Consider the following 23,182-nt stretch of genomic DNA (forward strand, 5'->3'; position numbering starts at 1 on the left):
AATGAAGATCATTGCCTGTTACAGCAACAAGGGCGGTGTTGGCAAAACCGCTACTTCGGTGAACCTGGCTTATTCCTATGCGCAGGCGGGGCAACAGGTGCTGTTGTGTGATCTCGACCCCCAGGGCGCTTCAGGGTTCTACTTTCGGGTGAAGCCATCAAAAAAACTGAAGGATGCGCGGTTTTTCGAGGATGTGGCGCGGTTTATCAAGGCGATCCGGGCCAGTGACTTCGAAGGGCTGGACGTGCTGCCGGCGAACCTGACCTTTCGCGACTTCGACGTGTTCCTGTCGCGGATGCGGAACAAACGCTCGCGGCTGAAAAAAGCTTTGATGGCCGCGGGCAGCGACTATGACGTGATCATTCTGGATTGCCCGCCCAACTTTTCAACTTTGTCCGAGAATGTCTTCAAAGCTGCCGATAAAATCGTCGTGCCGGTCATGCCGACAACCCTGTCCGAGCGGAGTTTCGATCAGTTGGTAAGCTTTTTTGAACAACACAAGCTGCGCAAGAAAAAGCTGCGCGCCTTTTTTTCGATGGTGCAACACCGGAAGGTTTTGCATCAGGAAACCATGAAGGAGATGCGCAAGCTGTATCCGAAACGCTTTTTGCAGACGGTGGTTCCTTTCGCTGCGGATATTGAAAAGATGGGTCAGTATCGTGCCCCGGTCTGTACCTATGCCGGGCGCAGTGCGGCCTGTGCGTCTTACAGGGCGCTGTTCGAAGAGCTGGAAAACGGAGTGATTTCGAACCAATGAGCAAGGAAATCGAGCGCAAGTTTCTGGTTTCAAGCCTGCCGGACCTGAGCGAAGCGAAAAAGGCCGTTGTAAGACAGGGTTATCTGACGGCCCCCGACGATTCCACCGAGCTTCGGCTGAGGCAAAAGAACGATGCGTATTTCCTGACCTTGAAAGGGGTCGGTGGCCTGGTCCGGGTAGAACGAGAGGCAGAGATCACCGCGGATCAGTTCGAAACCTTCTGGCCGGAAACCGAAGGGCGCAGGGTTGAAAAAGAGCGCTACACCGGCCATTTGCCGGATGGCTTGCTGTTCGAGCTGGACGTCTTTTCAGGCGATCTGGCACCGTTGCGCCTGGTCGAGGTAGAGTTCACCTCGGAGGAGCAGGCCAAAGGATACGTGCCACCGGATTGGTTCGGTGCGGATGTCACCGCCGACACGCGATACAAGAACAAAACCATGGCGATATACGGCGTTCCTGATTAACGCAGCTGTGCCAGATTGATCGTGGTTTCCAGCCCGGGGTCGCAGTTCCGGGCGGCAAATTTTCCGCCGTGCATATGTGAGATTGCGGCCACCAGAGCCAGGCCCAAACCCGCATTCCGCTCCGTCCGCGCGGGGTCAAGTGTCACGAAGGGAAGCTGAAGGCGATCCAGTTCTTTCGGCGGTACGCCGGGGCCACGATCCCTGACGCTCAGTTGGGTGAAACCGTCGCGAGTACCGATCGAGATCGTGATTGCAGTATGTTCCGGCGCGTAACGCATTGCGTTTTCCAACAGATTGGAAAGAGCTTGCGACAGAAGGGGCCGGTGCCCCTGAATGGCCGGGGCGGAACCCTTGACTTCAAGCTGCACGCCTTGATCGGCGGCGACCGGGTCATAAAGCTCGACAACATCACCAACAAGTTGCTGCAAATCGATGGTTTCGAATTGCTCGCGCCCCAGGCCGGCCTCGGCCCGAGAGATTTCGGTGAGCTGCCCCAGAACCCGCAGGACGTGATCGATTTCACCCGTCGCCCGCGCAATGTCGATCTCGCGATCCAAGTCGCTTTTGTCGGGTTCAGAGAGGGCCTCGACCCTTTGCCGCAGACGAGACAAAGGTGAGCGGAGATCATGTGCAATCGAATTAGATGTGGTCCGAAGGTTGCTTATCAACTCCTCGATCCGGTCAAGCATGTTGTTCAATGTGCCTGAAACCTGATCGAATTCGTCCCCGGTTCCGCGCAGCGGCATCCGTTTTGACAGATCGCCTGAAACGATATTCTCGGCCGTACTGGCGATATCCGAAAGGCGCGAAAACACCAAACGCGTGAACAACCAGCCGGTGATGACGCTCAGAACCAAAGCAATCCCAAGCGCCAACGCAACCGAGCGAAACAAAACCCTGTCGAATTGCTGGCGCGACGCTGCATCCCGTCCAACCAGCAGGCGCTCGCCGCCCGGAAGGCGGATGGATGCAGCTGAAACCGGCACAAGCTGATCATTGTCGGCCCGGCGCAATTCCAAGTCCACCCAACCGCTTCCAGCGGCAATGTTCACCGGCCAAGACTTGAGATTGCCGACAAGTTTGACCCCCAACCTGTCTGTCAAAAGATACAGCGCGTCCCGCTCGGCGGCACTCGGCAAACGGCGCTCAATTGCAGTGATCAAACCTATCAGCCCACGCCTTTCGTATTCATCCGCAAGCCCTGTCAACTCGGCTGATACGACCGAGCGGGTTTCGGCCTCGATGCTTCGATTGGCGGTCACATAGACGATGGCGAGTACAGACGCCGTCAGAATCGTGCTCAGAAACATGCTGGTTGCAACCAGCCTTGTGCGGGAATTGTTCAGGGAAAGCCCAAGGTTATCCATCGGACATCATGTAACCCGCTCCGCGGACGGTTTCAATCAATGGCGCGTCACCGCCTTCGTCCAATTGGCGCCGCAACTTCGAAATATGCACGTCCACGACGTTGGTGTTTGGGTCAAAATGATAATCCCAAACGCCTTCAAGCAACATGGTGCGCGACACCACGCGGTTTTTGCGGCGCAGGAAAAATTCGAGAATCTGAAACTCACGCGGTGTCAGGGTGATCTCGTGCCCGTCGCGTGTGACTTTGCGAGTCAACAAGTCCATCTGAAGGTCTTTGCAAGTCAATGTCGGCGTCTCTTCGGATTCCTGAGGGCGACGCAAAAGGGCTTCGATTCTGGCGTGCAACTCCTGAAACGAAAAAGGCTTGACCAGGTAGTCGTCAGCGCCCGAGCGCAGCCCTTTTACCCTTTCGTCCACGGCGCTCATCGCCGTCAGCATCAAAACCGGGGTTTTCAAACCGGCGGCCCGCATCGACTTGATCAGCGACAGCCCGTCCAGACCGGGTAGCATCCTGTCAAGAACAATGGCGTCAAACCCACCGTCCGTGGCATGGTACAACCCCTCACGACCGTCAGCAGCGGTTTCGACCACATACCCCTCTTCGCCAAAACCTTTGGCGATGAAGTCCCTGGTGTCAGCATCATCTTCGACGATCAACAGACGGCGGCTCATGGTCGGGATCCTTTCTTTTGATATTTAAACACAAATTTTAACTAAAGCATATGGTTAGAAGAAGTTCTTGCCGGGTGCTGGGCCGGCACCCGGCAAGCCCGGCGGATAGTGGACAACTCTGATCCGCCGGGTGAGGCGTGCGCCGAAAATCCCCATCAAGCGGCGCACGCATGTTCAAGGTCAGGCCAGTTCGACCGCGACAAAAATCTGGCTGCCGCCACGGTTGATCAGCACCAGGGCAGGATCGGTTTTTTCACTGTCCAGCGCAGCCTTCAAAGCATCCGGAGTGACAGTGTCCTGATTGCCGAGCTTGACGATCACATCGCCGCGTTGCAGGCCGGCCTTTGCCGCAGGGCTGTCGGGCTTCAGGTCGGTGACGACAACGCCCTCGACGGTTTCAGCAACACCATTTTCTGCCCGAACCGCTTCGGTCAGGGGGGCCACGGTCACACCCAGTGTTGTTCCCGCAACTTCCGCCTCGACCGGTTTGTCGGCCTCGGCCGATGCGGCCTGATGCTGGCCAACCGTCAAGGTCACAGTTTCCATCTTGCCGTCACGCAAAACGGTCAGAGTGCTGTCGGTGCCGACCTTGGTCGTGCCCACAAGGATGGGAAGGTCACCGCTGGACTCCACGGCATCGTCGTTAAAGCTCAGGATAACGTCTCCCTGCTTCAGGGCGCCGTCTGCCGGGCTGCCGGCAACCACGTCAGACACCAGCGCACCCGAGGAAGCCTCGATTCCCAACGCTGCCGCAAGTTGTGGGCTTACGTTCTGGATCGACACGCCCAGCCAGCCGCGGCTCACCTGTCCGTCATCCCGCAGATCGGCCGCGATGTGTTCAACGATGTTCGACGTGACGGCAAATCCAAGCCCCACAGAACCACCGCTGGGTGAATAGATGGCCGAGTTCACACCGACCACTTCGCCATCCATGTTGAACAGGGGACCGCCCGAGTTGCCCTTGTTGATCGCTGCATCTGTCTGGATGAACTCGGCATAAGGGCCTTCCGAGATGTTGCGGCCTTTTGCCGAAACGATGCCTGTGGTCACGGTCGAGCTCAGGCCGAAGGGGTTGCCGATGGCGACCACATCTTCACCTACGCGGATCTCGTCACTGTCGCCAAGCTCCACGGCTTGCAGGTCAGTTCCTGCGTCGATTTTCAGAACCGCGATATCCGTCAACGGGTCCGTTCCGACCACTTCGGCTTCGAAGGTACGGTCATCGCTGAGCCTTACGGTCACGGTCGAGGCATTGTCGACGACATGGTGATTGGTGACAATGTATCCGGCTTCGTCCAGAACAAATCCCGAACCCAGGCCCTGGGATGGGCCGCGTTGCGGCATGTTGAACCCTTCGGGGCCGCCGAAGCGTTTGAAGAATTCACCAAAAGGGTGTCCTTCGAAGTCAAAGTTTTGCCCCTGGGTTGGGGTCGGCGCTGTATCTTGTTCAGCGATGATGGTTACGACCGAGGGTGAAACGGTCTCAACCAGATCGGCCAATGCCTCGTCCGCCATGGACGGTATAGCCGTCGTTGCCAGTAGGGCCGCGCCGAGCGCGCTGACACCCACCCAGTTGGAAGTGCGGGGAAGTAGAAGCGAGGATTTGCGGATGCTCATTTGTGTCTCCTGATTATCGTCACGCAGTTGCGGCTGCGCGTTGAGACAACAGTTGCATGCTCAGAATTGGCGTTTCCTGACTGATCAATTAATAAATCTTAATTTTGCCACAAAGCCGGTGTTGGGTTGCGGTCGACGTCGATCGGGATTCGCGGAATTTCACCGATCCGCACCAGAGCGAATCGGAGGATTGTTGCTAAAAATGGCGTCAAACTTTCAAAAATATTGAATTTGTTTTGTTTTGTTGACAATCATCCTTCCGAATGATGGAGAAAAAAGCTGCTCTTCCAATGGTTGTGGGTGGGTCTGTGTGAGGCATGGCTTGACACACCAAAAATCTTATTGAGTGCGGATATCGGTGAATAAGTTTGCGCTTAATCACGAATCGCTACCCCTTCCGAATTTGAGCAGTCTCCTTTAAGTTGATCCTGGTCTCGCGCGATGTTGCGTAAAAGCCATTCGCAGAAGACCCAAATTAACCATTCCTTCCAATTTTACGTTGTTTCGAGCGATCGGATAAGTGAGGATGAAGATGCCCAAGTGAGGGGAGCCAAAAGCGCTAGGGGGCGCTGGCGGCTAACTCGATCACCAAAAGTGATAGCGGCGTGTTAACGAGGGGGTCTTGTTTAGGTTTGGCTGTTTGGGAGTCGGAGTGTTTCTGAAAGCACACTGGCCACACTTTGGAGATTGAGCAAAGTGGTAGTCCTGTTTTGGGCACCGGCCCGGTCGATAAGACCGGGCCGTGTTTGTTCAAGGGGCATGTTTTTTGCGCCAAGCCTTCCAGTCACCCGGGGTATCCAGATCCAAAAGTGCGTTTCGGCCAGGCAGCGGATGCAGATGAACAAAGTCTTTATGCTTCCGCACGATCTCTTGTGCACCGTCGTCCCCCTGCAACTGTGACAGTTGACCAAAAAGGGATCTGTCAAACACCACCGGATGACCGGGTTTTCCATCCTCGGTTGTACCACGCCAGATCAGGTAGTCGGGATGGGTTAGTCGCGCTTTCAGGATTGTTGCCAGGTCAGCCTGAGTCAGATCGGGCAGATCGGCCAGCAAAACCATCGCGGCGGATGCATCCGGCGGCAGTTTTTGGATTGCGGCGCGCAAACTGGCGTTCATGCCTTCTGCCGCATCCCGGACCGGAACGATCTGGACATCCATGTCATCAAGTGCGCCATATCTGGGATTTGGTTCAGGGGGCAGGGCGACAATCACAGGACCCACGGCGGAGGCTGTGCGTGCCGAGCGGGCTAGTAACGGCATGCCGTTGATCGGCTGCATCAATTTGTCGATGCCGCCCATGCGGCTGGATTGACCCGCTGCCAAAAGGATAATGGGTATTTCGGTCATTTCGGTACAATGCCGTGGGCCCGAGCGCGAGTCATCCCCTCATTCGGGCGCCATCTGCGTCAAACAAGGGTGTCGAGATGACCTTTGCCTTGCGCATCTGGCCCAGTATTTCGATCTTGACTTCAAGCCCTTCTGCTGCGCGTTCGGTTGGCAGAAAACCGATGGCGACGGACTTGCGGGCATAATGCGAATAACCGCCCGAGGTGCAGAAGCCCACGACAGTGCCATCCAGCCAGATCGGTTCATAGGCGTTCACGTCGGCGTCGTCTGCGTCGACCTCGAAGGCCACCAGCCTGCGCGCGGGGCCGTCGGCACGTTCCGTCTCGGCGGCGGCTCGGCCGATGAAATCAGCGGGCTTGTTGAAGGCGATGAAGCGGTCGAGCCCGGTTTCGGCGGGGGTGTAGTCGGGTGAGAATTCGCGCATCCACGAGCCGAAGAACTTGTCGAGCCGCAGGCTCATCATCGCGCGCATGCCGAAGGGCACCATGCCGTGCGATTGGCCGGCCTGCCATAGGGTCCACCAAAGCTGGCGCTGCGCCATCGGATCGCAATAGATCTCGAACCCCAGGTCGCCGGTATAGCTGACCCGCTGCACGATGCAGTCGGTCAAGCCAACGACCATGCGGCGCACGTCCATGAAGCGCATGCCGCTGATATCGGCGCGGGTGCAGGCGGCCAGAACCTCGCGGGCCTTGGGGCCTGCGATCTGGAAGCCGTTGCGGCGGTCAGAGATGTTTTCAACGGTTGCGCCGTCTTCCTGATGTTGCTGAAACCAGCGCATGTGGAAGTTCTGCGCACCATATGAGGCGGTGAGTTGGAATTCCTCCTCGCCCAGGCAGGACACGGTGAAATCGCCGATCAGCTTGCCCTTGGGCGACAGCATCGGGGTCAGCGACAGGCGGCCCGGGGCGGGGATGCGCCCGGCCAAGATCCGATCCAGCCAGTCGCGGGCGCGCGGACCTGTCACAAGGTATTTGCCGAAATTGTGCACCTCGTTGATACCCACGCCCCCGCGCACGACACGCACCTCGCGGTCCGTTGCGTCGAAGGCGTCCGAGCGGCGGAAGGACGGAGTTTCATAAGTCGGCTCGTCCGCTTGCGCGAAATAGTTGGCGACCTCGAGCCCGTATTGCTGGCCCCAGACGGCGCCCAAATCGCTGAAGATGTCATACATCGGCGTGGTGCGGTTGGGCCGCGCGGCGGGCAGTTCCTCGTTGGGGTAGGCGACGGAGAATCGTTTCTGATAGTTCTCGATCACCTTGGGGCGGGTGTAGCCGGGGGTGATCCAGTCGCCGAAGCGGGCCACGTCCATGGCAAAGACGTCGCGCTCGGGCTCGCCCTCGATCATCCATTGCGCCAGCGTCAGGCCGACGCCGCCGCCCTGGCTGAACCCGGCCATCACGCCGCAGGCCGACCAGTAGTTGCGCACGCCCGGCACCGGCCCGACCAGCGGGTTGCCGTCGGGGGCAAAGGTGAAGGGGCCGTGGATCACCGATTTCACTCCGGCCTCGGCCAGAACCGGGAAGCGGCGATAGGCGAATTCGATACTGTCGGTGATCTTGTCGAAATCGTCGGGCAGCAGCTCATGTCCGAACTCCCACGGCGTGCCGTCCACCGCCCAAGGCTTGCAGGGGTGTTCGTAGAAGCCGATGCACAGGCCGCGCCCTTCCTGCCGCAGATAGCTCTCGCCGGCCGGGTCCATGACGTGCGGATGCTCGCCGCCTGCGTCGATGATCGCCTCGATTTCGGGGATGTTGTCGGTGACCAGGTATTGGTGTTCCATCGGGTGCAGCGGGAAGTAGATGCCCGCCATCGCGCCCACCTCGCGCGCCCAGAGGCCGCCGGCGTTGACGATATGCTCGGCGTGGATGGTGCCCTTGTCGGTCACAACGTCCCATGTGCCGTCGGGGCGCTGGTTGGTCTCGCGCACCATGCAGTGGGTCTCGATCGTGGCTCCGCCCATGCGCGCGGCCTTGGCATAGGCGTGGGTCGTGCCCGAGGGGTCGAGGTGTCCGTCCAAAGGGTCATAGAGCGCGCCGATGATGCCGTCGGTGTTGGTGATGGGGGCGATCTTCTTGATCTCGTCGGGGCCGACGATCTCGGTCTCCAGCCCCATAAAGCGATGCTTGGCGCGTTCGGCCAGCAGCATGTCGAACCGGTCCTGGTTGTCAGCCAGCGTAATGCCGCCCACATGGTGCAGCCCGCAAGACATGCCAGTGATCTCTTCCAACTCCTTGTACAGCCGGATGGTATAGCCTTGCAGTGCGGCCATGTTGGTGTCGCCGTTCAGCGTATGAAACCCGCCCGCCGCGTGCCAGGTCGATCCGCTGGTCAGTTCCGACCGCTCCAGCAACATCACGTCGGACCAACCCGGCTTGGTCAGGTGATAGAGCACCGAACAACCGACGACGCCGCCCCCGATGACGGCAACCTGACAGGTGGTTTTCACAGTGTTCCTCCCCATGATTTTGAAAAAAACTGTCGAGCCGATGGGGATATTACTCGTCTGTTAGCGACAACAAGTGTCGCATGTCACCTATTGCACCAGCTTTGGATTTGCACAGCCTTCTCGCGCAGCCAAAGTGCGTCGAAACCTGTAACCGAGGGCAAACAAACAGACGGCCTGCGCCTCGTTCAGCACGACATCGCCCGGTGGTTTTTCGGCCGGAAAGGCCGCTTTTTCACTTTATTGCACGACGGCAACAAAGTCGGGGTGATCAAACTGGCCCATCTCGCCCAGCTCCGTGCTTGGGCCGGACTTTGCGATGATCGGAGTATCCGCGCCCGGTTCAGCGCAATTGGGTCGTTCGGTTGACGACAGGCGCTTGGGCAGCGCGCGGAACATTTCAGAAAAATCGCAAGAGCTACAGGGGGCGCACTTTCAGTCCGGTGATGCGGTTGCCTTCACGCGCCGTGACCTCGAACCGGAAACCGTGGAACGAAAACACCTGACCGACGTCAGGGATCATCTGGGCCTCGTGAATCACCAGACCGGCCAGCGTGTTCGCCTCGTCATCCGGCAGAGACCAGTCCAGTGCCCTGTTGGCATCCCGGATTGTCATGGAACCTTCAACCAGATACTGGCCATCTTCGATGCGTGTTACCGGAACCTCTTCGTCTATGTCGAACTCATCGGCAATCTCGCCCACGATTTCTTCAAGAATATCTTCAAGCGTGATCAGGCCTCGCAGTGACCCATATTCATCCACAACCAATGCAAAATGGCTGTGCATCCGCAGGAATTCCCGCATCTGGTCGTCCAGCGTCGTGGTTTCGGGCACAAAGTAAGGGTCGTTTGCCACCTTTCCGATGTCAAAGCTTGCCAAACGGTCGGTCCCGCCGTCGCTGCTGCCTGCCTGCGCATACATGGCGCGAAAGAGGTCCTTGGCGTGGACAACGCCCACGATGTTTTCCGGCTCGTCCCGGAACACAGGCAGACGGGTGTGGGGGCTTTGCAGACATTGTTTCAGGATTTCCTCTGGGGCGGCATTGGCGTCGATCATCTCGATATTCGATCGGTGCAGCATGATCTCTTCCACCGTCCGGTCGCCCAGATCCAGCGCACCCAAGATGCGGTCGCGGTCTTCCTTTTCGACCACGCCTTCGGAATGACCAAGTTGCAAGGCGCCGGCAATCTCTTCGCGTACAGCCAGAATGTTGCTGTCGGGATCGATCTGCACGCCGAACAGACGCAACACACCGCGCACCAGCAACCGCACCGCGGCCACAATGGGTGAAAACACCGTCACGACGACGCTGATGATCGGCGCGACAGCCGCCGCGGCCTTTTCGGAATTGGTGATGGCGTAGGTCTTTGGCAGCACTTCGGCAAAGATCAGAACCAGCAAAGTCATGACCAGGGTCGCCAACGCCACGCCGCTTTCGCCGAACAAACGGGTGAACAAGGCCGTCGCCAGCGAGGCCGCCAGGATGTTGACAAGGTTGTTGCCCAGAAGAACCGAGCCGATCAGGCGTTCATTGTCATCGGTGATTTCTAGCGCCTTTTTTGCGCCCCGTGATCCCTTGTCGGCCTGCGCCCGCAGTTTTCCGCGAGAAGAGGCTGTAAGCGCCGTTTCCGAACCCGAGAAAAAGCCGGACAAAACGAGCAACAAGAGGATCGCGCCTGACGTAAACCAGAATGCGCTGTCGATCAGAGAAGATGAGGGTTCCATTGGTCCTTGGTGGGTTAGGGTGACGCATCCGTTATGGGGATGCCGCGCTGCTGGATCAAGGGCTTAGCCCCGGTCTTCGTCAGGGTCTTTGCTCAGCGGGTGGTGTTGCAACACCAGTTCCGACAGCCGTTCATCCAGAACATGAGTATAAATCTCGGTCGTTGCAACGTCGGCATGACCCAACAAGGTCTGGATCGAACGCAGATCAGCGCCGTTGGCCAGCAGATGCGTGGCAAAGGCATGGCGCAGGGTATGCGGGGTGACTTTCTCGGGTGAAACGCCACCCTGAACGGCCAGTTCCTTGACCAGCAGAAAAAACCTGTGCCGTGTCAGGTGGCCGGACTTGCCGCGCGACGGAAACAGAAAACGAGACCTTTGACCGCCTTTCTCGACGGTCTGGTCTTCGGCTTCGTCCCGCGCGGTCAACCAGGCAGCCAAAGCATCCCGCGCCGGTGGGGACAGGGGCACCATGCGTTCCTTGCCGCCTTTGCCCATCACCAACAGCATACGCGGATCGCCACGGGCCGAGGAAACAGGCAGGGACACAAGTTCGGTCACACGCATCCCGGTGGCGTAGAGCACTTCCATCAAACAGGTATTGCGTACGCGATCAGCCTTGCTGCGCCCGGTTTGTCGGGCGGCTGCCAGAAGACGGTCGACTTCGGGCACGTCCAGCGTTTTGGGCAGTCGCTTCTGTCGCCCCGGACCTTTGATCTGGATGGCGGGGTTCGTCTCGCTCCAGCCTTCCTCGAACGCAAAGCGGTACAGCTGTTTTATCGCCGACAATCGCCGCGCGCGGGTGGAACGTGACAAGCCCTGTGCCTGGCAGTCGATCAGATAGGCCTCGATCTGACCACGATCTGCCTGATCGAATCCGGATCCCATGCGCTGCAACCAGGACGCAAAGTCTTTCAGATCGCGGCCATAGGCCAGTAAGGTATTTGTCGCCGCGCCAAGTTCCGCTGCCTGGGCCTGTAGAAAGGTCGAAATCCATAGCTCATTTGTCGCCGGAATTGCCATCTTCAACGCTCTTGCAGGATCAACAGGCTCAGCGCAGCACGCCGCGCGGTGTCTTCCAGGCCCCCGCGTCGGAAGGTTGCAATTGCTGCGGTCAGATCCACCAGATTGCCCCGTGCACCATGCGCAAACAGCTGCATGGCTTCCAGTATGGCTTCACCAAGCTGACCGTTGTCCAGTAAGGCGTCAATGTCGTTGGGTACGGGTGCCGCCCATGCAAACCCCTGAGAAACAGCGTCGGCCAACGGAGAAGGAGAAACCGCCCGCCCCGGATCACCCTGCGCCAGCGCCGCAAGAAACAGGGTATCGATCGAGTTGTCCGGTGCTGATTGCGCAGCCTGTTCGTACAGGCCAGACAGCATCAGAATGCGCCAGCGCAGGTTTTCAGTCGCCGGCACCGACAGCGAAACCTTCGACAGACGCTCGGCGAACAATTCGGCGAAGGGCACTTCAAGCCCGACGCTGCGCATCTGCTGCCAGACTGGTGGCAGCGTTTTTCCGATGGCTTCAGCGTTTCGCGTATCCAACGCGCTTTCAAATCGTTGGATGGCCGCGACCCTGTCCCAAACTGCGCCGGACGCTGCCGGGGACCTCTCGGTATAAAGTCCAAGCAATTGATTGGGCGTCAAAGCGCCAATGCGTGTAAGCCGTTCGGCAGCTTCGATCTGCGCTTTCCATCCGGCCACATCCCGAAGATCCGCGTTGGCGAAAGCGCGTGGCAACGAGGCGGAAGGAAGCCGTTCTCCGATCGCTTCGAACAGTCGGAAACTCAATGGATCCGGGTTTTCAGGTTGGGGCAGATAAGCCGCGCCTTCATAGAGTTCAGGGCTTAGAAAACGATCCAGAACCGCCAGCTCTTCCGGCGGCAGGATGTCCAGGGCATGCGCTGCCTCAAGCGTCAACGCTGCCGATGCCCAATCTCCGCGTCGGGCTTTGCAGAACACTTGCGCGGCGTAGTCTTTTGACAGATGCGGTTCGGCGATAAGGGCGGTGCAGCTGCGATCCTCATCACCGGTCAGCAGCGTTGCGTCAAACCAGCGCTGAAACCGATCCTGTGTATCGGTCGGCCCGGCCAGTTGAACCAGCGATTGCACGGGATCAGCCGCGCCCAGTTGCATCAGACGGTCCAGCCGCGCCAGCAGCATAATCTCTTGCGCATCAGGGCCCGCTGGCGCCCGGGTTTCCGACAGAAGCAATGTAAACAACAGGCGTTGCATGGCCGGGTTGTCGCGAACGGGCGTCTTCGCGATCAGCTCCGCCAGCCGGTTCGCATCGCTGCCTTGCCACAAATCCATGGGCAAACCGGTGACGGATGATGCGACCAGGCCTAAAGGTTGCGACAACGCTTCAAGCGGCGTGACCTCAATTTCGGGCAATCCGCCGTTCTGTGCCACCGGCGGTTCCAACAATACGGTTCCGGGCAGGTTTTCCGGCGGATCCGCAAGCCACTCGATCGCGGATAACGGGGTCTGCGCATGTGCCGATCCCGCCAGAAAGACCGCCAACAGCGCCTGTTTAGTTGACATCCAATACGACCGGTTCGCGGATTTCACTTTGAGGCGCAGAAAAATCCGCGCCAAAGAATGGGCCAACATAGGCGTAGGCGACCAGCCCAATGAATACCAGGCAAAGAACATATATCAGGAATTTGATCAGTCGGCCCATGGCCCCACGCTGCCTCAATTTTTGATTTTGGCCAAGTTATAACTGGCATTTTTCCCAAGATCACGTCATTCACGTTTAAATGAGCGAAATTAAGCATAACACACATTCAACAGACACACAGGGTGGTTTTGATCTGCACAAAACCGTGGTTCTGGTGGGGATGATGGGGGCTGGCAAAACTGCGGTGGGTCGCGCGTTGGCCGCACGTCTGGGTGTTCCGTTTCTGGACAGCGATGCCGAGATCGAATCAGCCGCCAACATGACCATTCCTGAAATCTTTGAGCGTGACGGCGAACCTTTCTTTCGCACCAAGGAATCGCAGGTCATCGGGCGCTTGCTGGATGAACAAAAAGGCATTCTTTCAACGGGTGGGGGGGCGTTTCTCCAGCCGGAAAACCGTCGCATCATCGCCGAAAAGGGCGCTGCCGTCTGGCTGCGCGCGGACCTGAATGTTCTGTGGAACCGTGTGCGCCACAAGGACACCCGTCCTCTGCTGCGCACCGCCGATCCCTATGCGACGCTGAAATCCCTCTACGAGGCCCGCGTGCCGGTTTATGCTCAGGCCGATCTGACAGTGGATTCGGATGGTGAGACCTCGATCGAAAATATGGTAGGCCGCGTTGTCGACGCTCTGTTGGCGCGCCCTGATGTTTTGGAACTCAAATAAATGCACCAAACAGTACATGTGGACCTGGGTGACCGATCCTATGATGTTGAAATCGGTCCGGATCTTCTGACGCGGGCGGGGGGCTGGATATCACCACTTTTGGCCCGGCCAAAAGTCGCGGTTCTGACGGATGAAAACGTGGCCGGTCTGCATCTTGAGGCATTGCGCGCCGGGCTGAATGCCGCGGGGATCGAGATGACCGCGCTGGCGCTGCCCGCCGGAGAGGCAACCAAAAGCTGGCCGCATTTCGAGCGCGCTGTCGAGTGGCTGCTCGCAGAAAAAGTCGAACGCCGGGATGTCGTCGTGGCCTTGGGGGGCGGCGTCATCGGAGACCTGGCAGGCTTTGCAGCGGCGGTCTTGCGGCGCGGTGTTCGCTTTGTGCAGATTCCAACGTCATTGCTGGCTCAAGTGGACAGTTCGGTCGGTGGAAAGACCGGGATCAACGCACCACAGGGCAAAAACCTGATCGGCGCGTTTCATCAACCCTCGCTGGTTCTGGCGGATACCTCTGTTCTGGGGACCATGACCCAAAGAGACTTCTTGTCAGGCTATGGCGAGGTCGTGAAATACGGATTGCTTGGCGATGCGAAATTCTTTGATTGGCTTGAGGCGCACGGGCCAAGCGTTTCCTCGGGTGACATGGCGGCCCGGGTACACGCGGTGACGCGCTCGGTGCAAATGAAGGCCGACATCGTCGCGCGGGATGAAACCGAACAAGGTGACAGGGCTCTTCTCAATCTGGGGCACACCTTCTGCCACGCCCTGGAGGCCGCGACGGGTTATTCCGACCGCCTTCTGCATGGCGAAGGTGTGGCAATTGGCTGCGCGCTGGCGTTTGAGTTGTCATCGCGCCTGGGTTTGTGTTCGCAAGAGGACCCAAGCCGGGTGCGCGCGCATTTGCGCGCGATGGGGATGAAGACGGATCTGGCCGATATTCCGGGCGAATTGCCAAGCGCCGAGGCGCTGGTGGATCTTATGGGACAGGACAAGAAAGTCGTGGATGGCCAGCTTCGGTTTATTCTGGCGCGTGGGATCGGAGAAGCGTTCGTGACCTCAGATGTGCCGAAAGATGCGGTTCTTTCGGTCCTGTCGGATGCGCTTGCCACGGCTTGACCTGAAGGCCTAGCGCCCCTGAATGACCATCAGTTCACCGATGTTCTCGCGCGTGATGTAACCCATCATGCGACCACCCCGAGTGACCACAGCGATGGCCGGAGCGCCGTTGTGCAAGTGCTCCAGAACGGTTTCGAGCCCGGTGGTGAGCGAAACCGAGGGGACCGCCGCGTCCATGATCGACGTGGCGGGTGCTGATCTGGGTTGGTCACTTGCCAGCGCAGCAAACAGCCGTTCACGCGTGACGAATCCCAACAGGGCCTGGCTTGAGTCCAATACAGGGAATTCGTGTTGCGTGGTGTGGATCACGGCTTGCGCCGCCGTGCTCAGCGTATCGTCGGGGGAAAGCGCGTGAAACTCGGTGATCATCGCGTCCCGGGCCAGTACCCGGCGCGCTGCGGAGCGCAGGGCGACGTCCTGGCTTTCGGCGTTGGCGGCGATGAACACGAACACGGCGATGAGCACGAGAAACGGGTTGCCTGAACTCAGCCCCAAAAAACCCAGACCCACCGCAACGATCTGACCTCCGACCGCAGCAACGCGTGTTGCTTTGACGCGGTCCATGCGCAGGCACAGAAGGGCGCGGAATACGCGCCCTCCGTCCATGGGGAAGGCCGGGATCATGTTGAATACGGCCAGCAGCAGGTTGATGTAGGCCAGCCTGTTCAGAAACCCGATACCCGGTGAATCGATCTGGGAAAGCGTCTCGATCGGCACTCCCGCTCCGAAGGCGACCAGTATGACCCAGATCACGATGTTCACCGCCGGACCTGCAAGTGCCACAAGCACTTCTTGCATCGGTTTTTCCGGCATCCTTTCAAGTCGGGCCAACCCGCCGATCGGCAACAGTGTTATGTCTGGGGTCTTGATTCCAAAGCGCCGCGCCATGAGGGCATGACCGAATTCATGCGCGACCACACAGGCAAACAAGGCCAGAACAAACAACAGGTTGTCTATAGCGGCCGGCAGGCCACCGGCGGAATAGGCCGCAAAGCCCACCCAGGCCAGAAGCAGGAAAAACGTGACATGGACCCTCAGTTCGGACCCGAGCAACCGGCCGAGAGAAAAGGACCATGTCATGTCGTGTCTCCGAATTTTCTAGAACGGAATCTCGTCGTCGTCGATTCCACCCGATGCCGGTGCCGGGGAACTGGACGGACCGCCGTAAGGATCTCCGTACCCGCTGCCACCGGCTTGGCCGCCGCCGTAACCACCGCCGCTGCCGCCGCCTTCGCTGCGGCTGTCGAGCAAGGTCAATTCACCGCGGTAGGGGCGCAGAACAACCTCGGTTGTATAACGGTCTTGCCCGGACTGATCCTGCCATTTTCGGGTTTCCAGCTGGCCTTCGATATAAACCTTGCTGCCTTTGCGCAGGTATTGCTCTGCAATACGGGCCAGCGGTTCCGAGAAGATTGCGACCGAGTGCCATTCCGTGCGTTCGCGGCGTTCGCCCGTGTTGCGGTCTTTCCAGTTCTCTGACGTGGCAATGCGCAGATTGCAAACCTTTCCGCCGTTCTGGAACGACCGGACCTCGGGGTCGCGGCCAAGATTACCTACCAGAATGACCTTGTTGACTGAACCCGCCATGTAATTCCTCGTTCTGTTTTCGCGTATGTGCGCCGAATCTGGCGCGACTTGTTTCGTGAGACCCTATACGGCCTGCATCATGGATGAAAACAGTAGATACAACAGTGTTGGGCAAGAGTCTTACTTTGGCCTTTACCAAGCTTTCATTTTTCGTGGGAATACCTATAATCCGACTGGTTTCTTATCGAGCAGGATAGGCATTGATGCGTTCTTGGGTTGCTGGGTTTTCTGTTGTCTGCCTTGTGCTGGCCGTTTTGCCTGTGCAGGCGCAAACTCTATCTACCAAAAGCCGCAAGGATATCTTCCTCAAGCAGTCCAAGATTCTGGATTCCCGTGCGGCGACGCAGTATCGCGACTCCGCGAGGTTGAAACCCAAGACATCCCGTGCGCATACCGGCAAGCGATATACTGGCAAGTATCGCGGCCAGTATATGGATCTGGCTAAACAGGCTGCCCGCCTTCACAACATTCCCGAAGACTTGTTCCTGCGCCTTGTTCAGCAGGAAAGCGGATGGAACCCGCACGCGAAGTCTCACAAGGGTGCTCTGGGATTGGCGCAATTGATGCCTCAGACCGCCGAGCTTCTGGGGGTCAACCCGCATGACCCCAAGCAGAATCTCGAAGGTGGGGCCAGATACCTGTCCTGGCAGTATCGCAAGTTCAAATCCTGGCCACTGGCTTTGGCCGCCTACAATGCCGGCCCAAAAGCGGTGGAAAAGCATGGCGGCATACCGCCATACAAGGAAACCCAGAACTACGTGAAGGTAATCTGGGGCGGTTAAACCCGATGCCGCGGCGCAGAACGTCCGGTTCTTGATCAGGCTCAACCAGTCCAACTAATCTGAAAGGGTATCGTCCAGTAACTGGTGAGGTCTCCTCATGCCTGTTGACCACCCTGAGATTCCGCAAGAAACGCTGGCCAATTGGCAGCAACTGGTCGATCTGGTCGCGGAATTGGCGGATGTGCCCGCAAGCCTGATCATGAAAACCGACGCACCGGATCACGCGGTGCTGATCACCTCGGATCATCCCGAAAACCCGTATCCGGTTGGTTTGAGTTTCCAGTTGAATCCCAAACTTTATTGTCAGGGCGTCTTGCAGCGGGACGGAGAGCTGGTGGTTGAGGATGCAGCCTGCGATCCGGATTGGGCCGACAATGACGATCTGGAACATGGGATGACATTTTACATCGGCCTGCCGCTGAAATGGCCCGATGGATCGGTGTTCGGAACGATTTGTGTTCTGGATCGAAAGCAGAACCGGCGTGCCTTGTTGTTCCGCGAAGGGTTGGCGCAGTTCGCACGCATGGTCGAGTCGGATTTGGCTTTGTTGCAAGAGGTTTACCTGCGCCGCGCGCTGGAAGAGAAGCTCAACGAAACCCTGGCGCAGCTTGAAACCCGTGTCGCGGATCGCACCCGTGAACTGCAGGAGACCAACACGGCGCTGCGCGTCCTGCTGTCCAGTCTGGATGACGAACGCAAAGGCCGCGATCACGAAATTTTCGAACAGGTGCGCGGCCGAGTTCTGCCCTATCTGGAAAAGGTTCGAACGCAGCTTTCCGGGGACGAAGCGCAGTATGTCTATCTTGAGTTGGCCGAGAAGAACCTGAACGAGATCACGTCTTCATTGTCGGACAAACTGACGGATGCGTTTGCAGCAATGACCCCGACCGAGATCGAGATTGCGCAGATGGTCATGTTTGGAAAAACAACCAAGGACATCGCCAAGGCCCTGTCCCGAGAAACATCGACAATCGATTTTCACCGCAACAACATTCGCCGCAAGCTGGGCCTTGAAGGGCGCAGCCAGAACCTGCGCAGTCATTTGCTCTCGATTTCGTGAACACGGAATATGGGGTTTTCCCCCATAATCCGCCCCCATTTTTTCGGTCTGAGCCAAGATGCCTTGGCTTGTTACCTTTGGTTGGGACGTGCGGAAAACCTGCACGTGTCCAACAGAGAGGTACACAAAAATGGATCGCAAAGATCTGAAACCAACCATCCTGAACGGGGACAAGGATCATCTGGCGCCGGGGCTGTCTCGCCGGTCTTTCTTTATGGCGGCGGGGGCTGTCGGTGTCGGCGCGACTGCTTCCGTACTGGGCGCAAGATCGGCTCATGCGCAGTCTCAGGCGTGGCTACAGCCGGGCAACAACAACCATGTGATCGATCTGCAAGGCGCAACGGGTCAGGCCAGCACCGGGACGGTTGGCATCGACTATTATGGTCATTGTGCGATCAAGATCACCTCGCCCAATGGCGCAACAGTGCTGTTTGATCCCTGGCGCGATGATCCGTCGGGCGCATGGGGGCTTTGGTTCCGCAACGAATTCCCGCAAATCCCGGTGGATATCACCCTGTCGACCCATTCCCATTTTGATCACGATGCGATTGAACGCCCAAGTTCGACCATGGTGCTGGATCGCATGGTGGGCAATTTTGAGTTTGCAGACGTCAAGATCACCGGTTTTGCCGACAAGCACGCCTGTGTCGCGCCGGGATGGTATGACTGGACCAATGCGCTGGCCGAGTTCGGCGTGGAAGCCTGCCCGCCGAACAATGTGGGCCACATGGATATGGTCGTCTATCTGGTCGAGACCGGCGGCATTCGAACGCTGATCTGGGGCGACAACCGCCACAACCCGCCACAGGAGTTCTGGGACGCGATCGGACGGGTGGATGTTCTGACGCTGCCGGTTGATGGCTCGGAACATATCCTCAGCTTCGATCAGGGCAACGACATCGTATCCAAGCTCAAGCCCAAGGTGATCATCCCCACACATTACCTGAATGACGTCACATCCTATACGTTGACCACTCTGCAATCCGCCGACGACTGGGTGAAGGGGCAGCAGAGTTACAAGATGCTCGACAGTGCCAGCCTTCAGCTTGAAGCCGGTGACATTGCCGGAATGAGCCAGGAATTCATGCATTTCGGCAACAACGTCATGACCGGCTGACGAATTCCCGGGATCGCCACTCACGCCACTCCCAAGCGCCGCCTGTCTCCCCAAGAAACCACGGCGCCAAAAGAAAGGGCCGGTCCCTGACCGGCCCTTTTTCAAGGTTCAGAAACGGGTTTACTCCGCCGCGACTTTGATTACCGGCTCCATCCGGGCCAGAATGTCTTCGGCCAGGTGGCATTTGATCTGGTGCCCATCCGCCAGCGTCTGCACCGGCGGCACATGGGATTCGCACCGACCGTCAGGCACCTCGGATTTCCATCGGCAACGCGTCTGGAACGGACAGCCTGGTGGCGGGTTCATGGCCGAGGGAATATCGCCTTCCAGAACGATATGCTGCTTTTCGATCGAGGTATCCGCAATCGGAACCGCGCTCAGCAGCGCCTCGGTGTAGGGGTGATAGGGCGGGGCAAAGACCTGATCCGTGGTGCCCAACTCTACGACATGGCCCAGATACATCACCATGACCCGGTCACTGAGGTAACGCACGATGGACAGATCGTGGCTGATGAACAGCAGCGTGGTCTTGTGCTGTCGCTGTATCTCCATCAACAGATCCGTCACGGCAGCCTGAACCGACACATCCAGCGCCGAGACGGGTTCGTCCGCCACAACGATACGCGCGTCGCCGGCAAAGGCGCGCGCGATACCCACGCGCTGTTTCTGACCACCGGACAGCTGTCGCGGCATCCTGTCTGCAAAGGCGCGCGGCAGCTTCACCAGATCAAGCAGTTCCAGCATCCGCTTCTTGCGCTCGGCTTCAGAGTTTCCGACACCGAAGATTTCAAGCGCCCGGATGATCTGACGGCCAACGGTCATCGATGGATTCAGCGTGTCGAACGGGTTCTGGAAAACCATCTGAACTTCGCCGATCGTCTTGGCATCGCGTTCTTCGATGGGCACCTGTTCGATGTTGCGGTTGTCTAGTAGGATCTGCCCGTCTGTGGCCGTCTCCAACCCCATAAGGACCTTGGCGAAGGTGGACTTGCCGCAGCCGGATTCCCCCACGATGGCTAGTGTCTCGGATTCGTGCGCCTCGAAGCTGAGCGTTTCGTTGGCCTTCACTACCTTCTTCTCACCGCCGCCAAACAAGGCATTTGCCGCAACCTCGTAATATTTCTTGAGGTTGTCCATTTTCAGAACCGTTCGGCCGATTTCACCCTTTTCTTTCTGATCGGCCAGCGCAAGTGGGGCGTTCCAGTCGATTTCCTGGAATTTAAGGCAGCGGGTGTGGTGCCGGTCATTTCCCGGAACGGCCTCCATCAGGATTTCCTTCGCGTCACAGCGCCCCTCTTCGAAATAGTCGCACCGCGGTCCAAAGTTGCAACCCGGAGGCCGCTCGTGGGGCAATGGGAAGTTCCCCGGAATAGCCACCAGCGGACGCGTGTTCTTGTCTGCCCCCGGCAGCGGTATCGAACGGAACAGCGCCTGTGTATAAGGGTGCTGCATCTCGTCGAACACATCCTTGATCGAGCCGCGCTCGACCGCTTCACCCGAATACATCACGCACAGACGGTCGCAGGTTTCCAGAACCAGCCCGAGATTGTGCGAGATGAACAACATCGAGGTGCCGTATTTCTTGCCCAGATCCTTGACCAGTTCGACCACGGCGGCCTCGACGGTCACGTCCAAAGCCGTTGTCGGCTCGTCCAGGATCAACAGCGCCGGTTTCGACATCAGCGCCATCGCAATCACGATCCGCTGCTGCTGACCACCCGACAGTTGGTGCGGAAACGAATTCAACATCCGCTCGGGGTCTGGCAGGCGAACATCCGTCACCACTTCCAGCGCGCGGGAATAAGCCTCTTCCTGACTTACCCCCTCGTGGATCATCGGCACTTCCATCAATTGTTTGCCGATCTTCATCGCCGGATTCAGCGATGCCATCGGTTCCTGATAGATCATCGCGATTTCATTGCCGCGAATGTCGCGCAACTCTTCGGCCGACATCTCTGCCAGATCGCGGCCCTTGAATTTTATCGTGCCTCCGACGATGCGACCGTTCTTGCCAAGATCCTGCATCACGCCCAGTGCCACGGTCGATTTGCCACAACCGGATTCACCAACCAGCCCCACGGCTTCGCCGGGCTCTACGCTGACCGAGAAATCCATCACGGCGGGGATTTCCCGCAGGCGGGTAAAGAATGAGATGGACAGCTTGTCGATCTCCAGGATCGGGCCGTCATAATCCGCCATTTTGCTCATTTTGCTTACTCCTCACCAAATGCGGGGATCCCCTTCATCTGGCCAAAAATATCCCGGGGGGTCCGGGGGGCTGGCCCCCCGGCCTCGATCACATCAGTCCTTCAGGCTTTCCTCGCGAAGTCCGTCAGCCAGCAGGTTCAGACCAAGAACCAGCGACAGCAGGGCAAAGGCAGGAGGAAGGGCAGGGTGCAGGTAGATCGACAGCAGCTTGCGCCCCTCGTTGATCGTGGATCCCCAGTCCGGGCTTTCCGGCGGAAGGCCCAGTCCGAAGAAGCCCAAAGTCCCCAGAAGAATGGTGGTGTAACCGATGCGCAGACAGAAATCGACGATCAGAGGGCCACGGGCGTTGGGCAGGATTTCCCAAAGCATGATGTACCACGGCCCTTCGCCGCGTGTCTGGGCTGCAGCCACGTAATCGCGGGTTTTGATGTCCAGCGCCAAGCCGCGCACGATACGGAAGACCGTGGGCGAGTTGACGAACACCACCGAGACGAACACCACCAGAATACCGCCGGGGATATCGAACAGGTCCAGATAGGTCGGCAGACCCCAGATCCGGTAGGCCTCGGTATTGATGATGTAGCCACCGGTCGAAATCAGCGACAGATACAGCCAGATCGCAACACCCAGAACACCGATAAGCAATGGCGTGCGGAAATTCGGGCGCGTGTAATAGCGCGAATTCAGCAATACGCCGATGAACAGGATCGGGAACACGAACAACACGGCCGCCATGTAGTTCGGCACCCCGGTCGCCACGATTTCCGGCGTCACCAGCAGGTAGAACAGCAGGATCACGGGGAAGGCGAGGATCAGGTTGGCGAGGAAGGACAGGAACGTATCAAAACGTCCCCCATAGTAGCCGGCGGGAAGCCCCAGCGTAATGCCGACCATAAAGGCGAACATCGTTGCCAGCGGTGCAATCTGCACCACAACCCAGGCCCCCTTGACCATCCGGCTGAATACGTCACGCGCCAGATTGTCACCGCCCAGAAGATACCAGGCATACTCGCCGTCCTCCAGATTTGGCAGAGGCGTTCCCGGCACTTTGTTCTTCATGCCAGAGATCTGTGTCAGCGGGTCATGTGTCACGATCAGATCAAGCGCGCCGAAGATGCCGGTAAAGACCCAGAACATCACAAGGCCAAAGCCGATCATGCCAATGGGACTGTCATACAGTTTGCCGTACAACCCCAACCGTCGTTTGAAGGCGATGGACATGGCGAACATGATGATCAGCGCGACCCATACAGGCAGGAATTGCTGGGAAATGGCGCCGATGATCCCTGCGCCAGTGCCCATCAGGATGCCCAGCACCAGATAAGCCACGGCCAATCCCACGCTGGCAAGGAAACTGTAATGCAGCGCAAGCTGGATCAATCCACGGACACCGCCGCCAGAACTGACGGATCCATCCGGATTCACGACAATCTGCTGTTCAGGCAAAAAGATACTGGCGATGATCCAGACCAGGATCGACAGCAAAAGTGCAGCCAGTGCGATCATCAGAAGCGGGTTCAGGAAGGCGATAGAGCCGGTCCAGGTTAGTGGTTCCATAATCTCACC

20 protein-coding genes are annotated in these 23,182 nt (G+C 58.3%); 7 read left to right on the forward strand and 13 right to left on the reverse strand.

The features are described 5' to 3' along the window. Position 1: 1 nt before the first annotated feature. Positions 2-757 (forward strand): ParA family protein, encoded by a 756-nt coding sequence (locus GS614_RS00495; protein ID WP_171725256.1) that lies wholly within the window; start codon positions 2-4, stop codon positions 755-757. Further along, on the forward strand, positions 754-1,221 hold the full coding sequence (locus tag GS614_RS00500; protein WP_171116304.1) for a CYTH domain-containing protein: 468 nt from the start codon (positions 754-756) through the stop codon (positions 1,219-1,221). Before GS614_RS00495 ends, GS614_RS00500 begins: the two co-directional genes overlap by 4 nt. Here the strand turns inward: GS614_RS00500 and GS614_RS00505 are convergent. The 9 genes from GS614_RS00505 to GS614_RS00545 all read right to left on the reverse strand — a co-directional run bounded on the left by GS614_RS00505 (position 1,218) and on the right by GS614_RS00545 (position 12,943). Beyond that, positions 1,218-2,588, reverse strand: coding sequence for an ATP-binding protein (locus GS614_RS00505; protein WP_171725257.1), 1,371 nt, complete (start codon positions 2,586-2,588; stop codon positions 1,218-1,220). The two genes, GS614_RS00500 and GS614_RS00505, sit on opposite strands and share 4 nt — an antisense overlap. Then, positions 2,581-3,261 (reverse strand): response regulator transcription factor, encoded by a 681-nt coding sequence (locus GS614_RS00510; protein ID WP_152457754.1) that lies wholly within the window; start codon positions 3,259-3,261, stop codon positions 2,581-2,583. Before GS614_RS00510 ends, GS614_RS00505 begins: the two co-directional genes overlap by 8 nt. Before the next feature lie 180 nt (positions 3,262-3,441). After that, complete coding sequence (locus GS614_RS00515) at positions 3,442-4,878, reverse strand: DegQ family serine endoprotease (protein WP_152457755.1); 1,437 nt, start codon at positions 4,876-4,878, stop codon at positions 3,442-3,444. A 750-nt stretch (positions 4,879-5,628) separates the two neighbouring features. Beyond that, the gene (locus GS614_RS00520; protein ID WP_171725258.1) at positions 5,629-6,228 is read right to left on the reverse strand and encodes an NTP transferase domain-containing protein; all 600 of its coding nucleotides are present in this window, start codon (positions 6,226-6,228) and stop codon (positions 5,629-5,631) included. Between the two features lie 31 nt (positions 6,229-6,259). Then, the gene (locus GS614_RS00525) at positions 6,260-8,677 is read right to left on the reverse strand and encodes an FAD-dependent oxidoreductase (RefSeq protein ID WP_171725259.1); all 2,418 of its coding nucleotides are present in this window, start codon (positions 8,675-8,677) and stop codon (positions 6,260-6,262) included. 237 nt (positions 8,678-8,914) lie between these two features. Further along, the gene (locus GS614_RS00530; RefSeq protein ID WP_171725260.1) at positions 8,915-9,073 is read right to left on the reverse strand and encodes a hypothetical protein; all 159 of its coding nucleotides are present in this window, start codon (positions 9,071-9,073) and stop codon (positions 8,915-8,917) included. A 19-nt stretch (positions 9,074-9,092) separates the two neighbouring features. After that, a complete protein-coding gene (locus tag GS614_RS00535) occupies positions 9,093-10,400 on the reverse strand; it encodes an HlyC/CorC family transporter (protein ID WP_171231770.1) in 1,308 nt (435 codons plus the stop codon). Between the two features lie 63 nt (positions 10,401-10,463). Beyond that, positions 10,464-11,420, reverse strand: a complete 957-nt coding sequence (locus GS614_RS00540) for a site-specific tyrosine recombinase XerD (protein ID WP_171725261.1) — start codon at positions 11,418-11,420, stop codon at positions 10,464-10,466. A gap of 2 nt (positions 11,421-11,422) precedes the next feature. Then, complete coding sequence (locus GS614_RS00545) at positions 11,423-12,943, reverse strand: hypothetical protein (protein ID WP_171725262.1); 1,521 nt, start codon at positions 12,941-12,943, stop codon at positions 11,423-11,425. Positions 12,944-13,161: 218 nt separating this feature from the next. Here GS614_RS00545 and GS614_RS00555 point away from each other — a divergent pair, with 218 nt between their 5' ends. Then, on the forward strand, positions 13,162-13,749 hold the full coding sequence (locus GS614_RS00555; RefSeq protein WP_171116289.1) for a shikimate kinase: 588 nt from the start codon (positions 13,162-13,164) through the stop codon (positions 13,747-13,749). Beyond that, positions 13,750-14,862, forward strand: a complete 1,113-nt coding sequence (gene aroB / locus GS614_RS00560; protein WP_171231767.1) for a 3-dehydroquinate synthase — start codon at positions 13,750-13,752, stop codon at positions 14,860-14,862. 9 nt (positions 14,863-14,871) lie between these two features. Here aroB and GS614_RS00565 read toward each other — a convergent pair whose 3' ends face one another. Next, positions 14,872-15,942, reverse strand: coding sequence for a site-2 protease family protein (locus GS614_RS00565; RefSeq protein ID WP_152457763.1), 1,071 nt, complete (start codon positions 15,940-15,942; stop codon positions 14,872-14,874). A gap of 18 nt (positions 15,943-15,960) precedes the next feature. Continuing rightward, positions 15,961-16,449 (reverse strand): single-stranded DNA-binding protein, encoded by a 489-nt coding sequence (gene ssb / locus GS614_RS00570; protein ID WP_171725263.1) that lies wholly within the window; start codon positions 16,447-16,449, stop codon positions 15,961-15,963. A gap of 203 nt (positions 16,450-16,652) precedes the next feature. On the opposite strand from ssb, the gene GS614_RS00575 reads away from it, so the two are divergent. The 3 genes from GS614_RS00575 (at position 16,653) to GS614_RS00585 (ending at position 19,408) form a co-directional block, all read left to right on the forward strand. Further along, positions 16,653-17,231 (forward strand): lytic transglycosylase domain-containing protein, encoded by a 579-nt coding sequence (locus GS614_RS00575; RefSeq protein WP_171228609.1) that lies wholly within the window; start codon positions 16,653-16,655, stop codon positions 17,229-17,231. 97 nt (positions 17,232-17,328) lie between these two features. Beyond that, a complete protein-coding gene (locus tag GS614_RS00580) occupies positions 17,329-18,291 on the forward strand; it encodes a LuxR C-terminal-related transcriptional regulator (RefSeq protein ID WP_171725264.1) in 963 nt (320 codons plus the stop codon). Between the two features lie 130 nt (positions 18,292-18,421). Then, entirely contained in the window at positions 18,422-19,408 is a 987-nt protein-coding gene (locus GS614_RS00585) for an MBL fold metallo-hydrolase (protein WP_171725265.1), read from the forward strand. A gap of 120 nt (positions 19,409-19,528) precedes the next feature. On the opposite strand, the gene GS614_RS00590 is transcribed toward GS614_RS00585, so the two are convergent. Beyond that, a complete protein-coding gene (locus GS614_RS00590) occupies positions 19,529-21,616 on the reverse strand; it encodes an ABC transporter ATP-binding protein (protein ID WP_152457768.1) in 2,088 nt (695 codons plus the stop codon). 93 nt (positions 21,617-21,709) lie between these two features. Next, positions 21,710-23,173 carry an ABC transporter permease gene (locus tag GS614_RS00595; protein ID WP_152457769.1) on the reverse strand — a complete coding sequence of 488 codons (1,464 nt, stop codon included), beginning with the start codon at positions 23,171-23,173 and terminating at the stop codon, positions 21,710-21,712. Between the last annotated feature and the right edge of the window lie 9 nt (positions 23,174-23,182).

It is taken from the genome of Ruegeria sp. HKCCD6604 (assembly GCF_013110635.1).
GTDB lineage: Bacteria > Pseudomonadota > Alphaproteobacteria > Rhodobacterales > Rhodobacteraceae > Ruegeria.

Bases quoted from the DNA above. Each gene is read 5' to 3' on its own strand.
- GS614_RS00495 (WP_171725256.1), top strand. From the start codon at position 2: ATGAAGATCATTGCCTGTTACAGCAACAAGGGCGGTGTTGGCAAAACC.
- GS614_RS00500 (WP_171116304.1), top strand. From the start codon at position 754: ATGAGCAAGGAAATCGAGCGCAAGTTTCTGGTTTCAAGCCTGCCGGAC.
- GS614_RS00505 (WP_171725257.1), bottom strand. From the start codon at position 2,588: ATGGATAACCTTGGGCTTTCCCTGAACAATTCCCGCACAAGGCTGGTT.
- GS614_RS00510 (WP_152457754.1), bottom strand. From the start codon at position 3,261: ATGAGCCGCCGTCTGTTGATCGTCGAAGATGATGCTGACACCAGGGAC.
- GS614_RS00515 (WP_152457755.1), bottom strand. From the start codon at position 4,878: ATGAGCATCCGCAAATCCTCGCTTCTACTTCCCCGCACTTCCAACTGG.
- GS614_RS00520 (WP_171725258.1), bottom strand. From the start codon at position 6,228: ATGACCGAAATACCCATTATCCTTTTGGCAGCGGGTCAATCCAGCCGC.
- GS614_RS00530 (WP_171725260.1), bottom strand. From the start codon at position 9,073: ATGTTCCGCGCGCTGCCCAAGCGCCTGTCGTCAACCGAACGACCCAAT.
- GS614_RS00535 (WP_171231770.1), bottom strand. From the start codon at position 10,400: ATGGAACCCTCATCTTCTCTGATCGACAGCGCATTCTGGTTTACGTCA.
- GS614_RS00540 (WP_171725261.1), bottom strand. From the start codon at position 11,420: ATGGCAATTCCGGCGACAAATGAGCTATGGATTTCGACCTTTCTACAG.
- GS614_RS00545 (WP_171725262.1), bottom strand. From the start codon at position 12,943: ATGTCAACTAAACAGGCGCTGTTGGCGGTCTTTCTGGCGGGATCGGCA.
- GS614_RS00555 (WP_171116289.1), top strand. From the start codon at position 13,162: ATGAGCGAAATTAAGCATAACACACATTCAACAGACACACAGGGTGGT.
- aroB (WP_171231767.1), top strand. From the start codon at position 13,750: ATGCACCAAACAGTACATGTGGACCTGGGTGACCGATCCTATGATGTT.
- GS614_RS00565 (WP_152457763.1), bottom strand. From the start codon at position 15,942: ATGACATGGTCCTTTTCTCTCGGCCGGTTGCTCGGGTCCGAACTGAGG.
- ssb (WP_171725263.1), bottom strand. From the start codon at position 16,449: ATGGCGGGTTCAGTCAACAAGGTCATTCTGGTAGGTAATCTTGGCCGC.
- GS614_RS00575 (WP_171228609.1), top strand. From the start codon at position 16,653: ATGCGTTCTTGGGTTGCTGGGTTTTCTGTTGTCTGCCTTGTGCTGGCC.
- GS614_RS00580 (WP_171725264.1), top strand. From the start codon at position 17,329: ATGCCTGTTGACCACCCTGAGATTCCGCAAGAAACGCTGGCCAATTGG.
- GS614_RS00585 (WP_171725265.1), top strand. From the start codon at position 18,422: ATGGATCGCAAAGATCTGAAACCAACCATCCTGAACGGGGACAAGGAT.
- GS614_RS00590 (WP_152457768.1), bottom strand. From the start codon at position 21,616: ATGAGCAAAATGGCGGATTATGACGGCCCGATCCTGGAGATCGACAAG.
- GS614_RS00595 (WP_152457769.1), bottom strand. From the start codon at position 23,173: ATGGAACCACTAACCTGGACCGGCTCTATCGCCTTCCTGAACCCGCTT.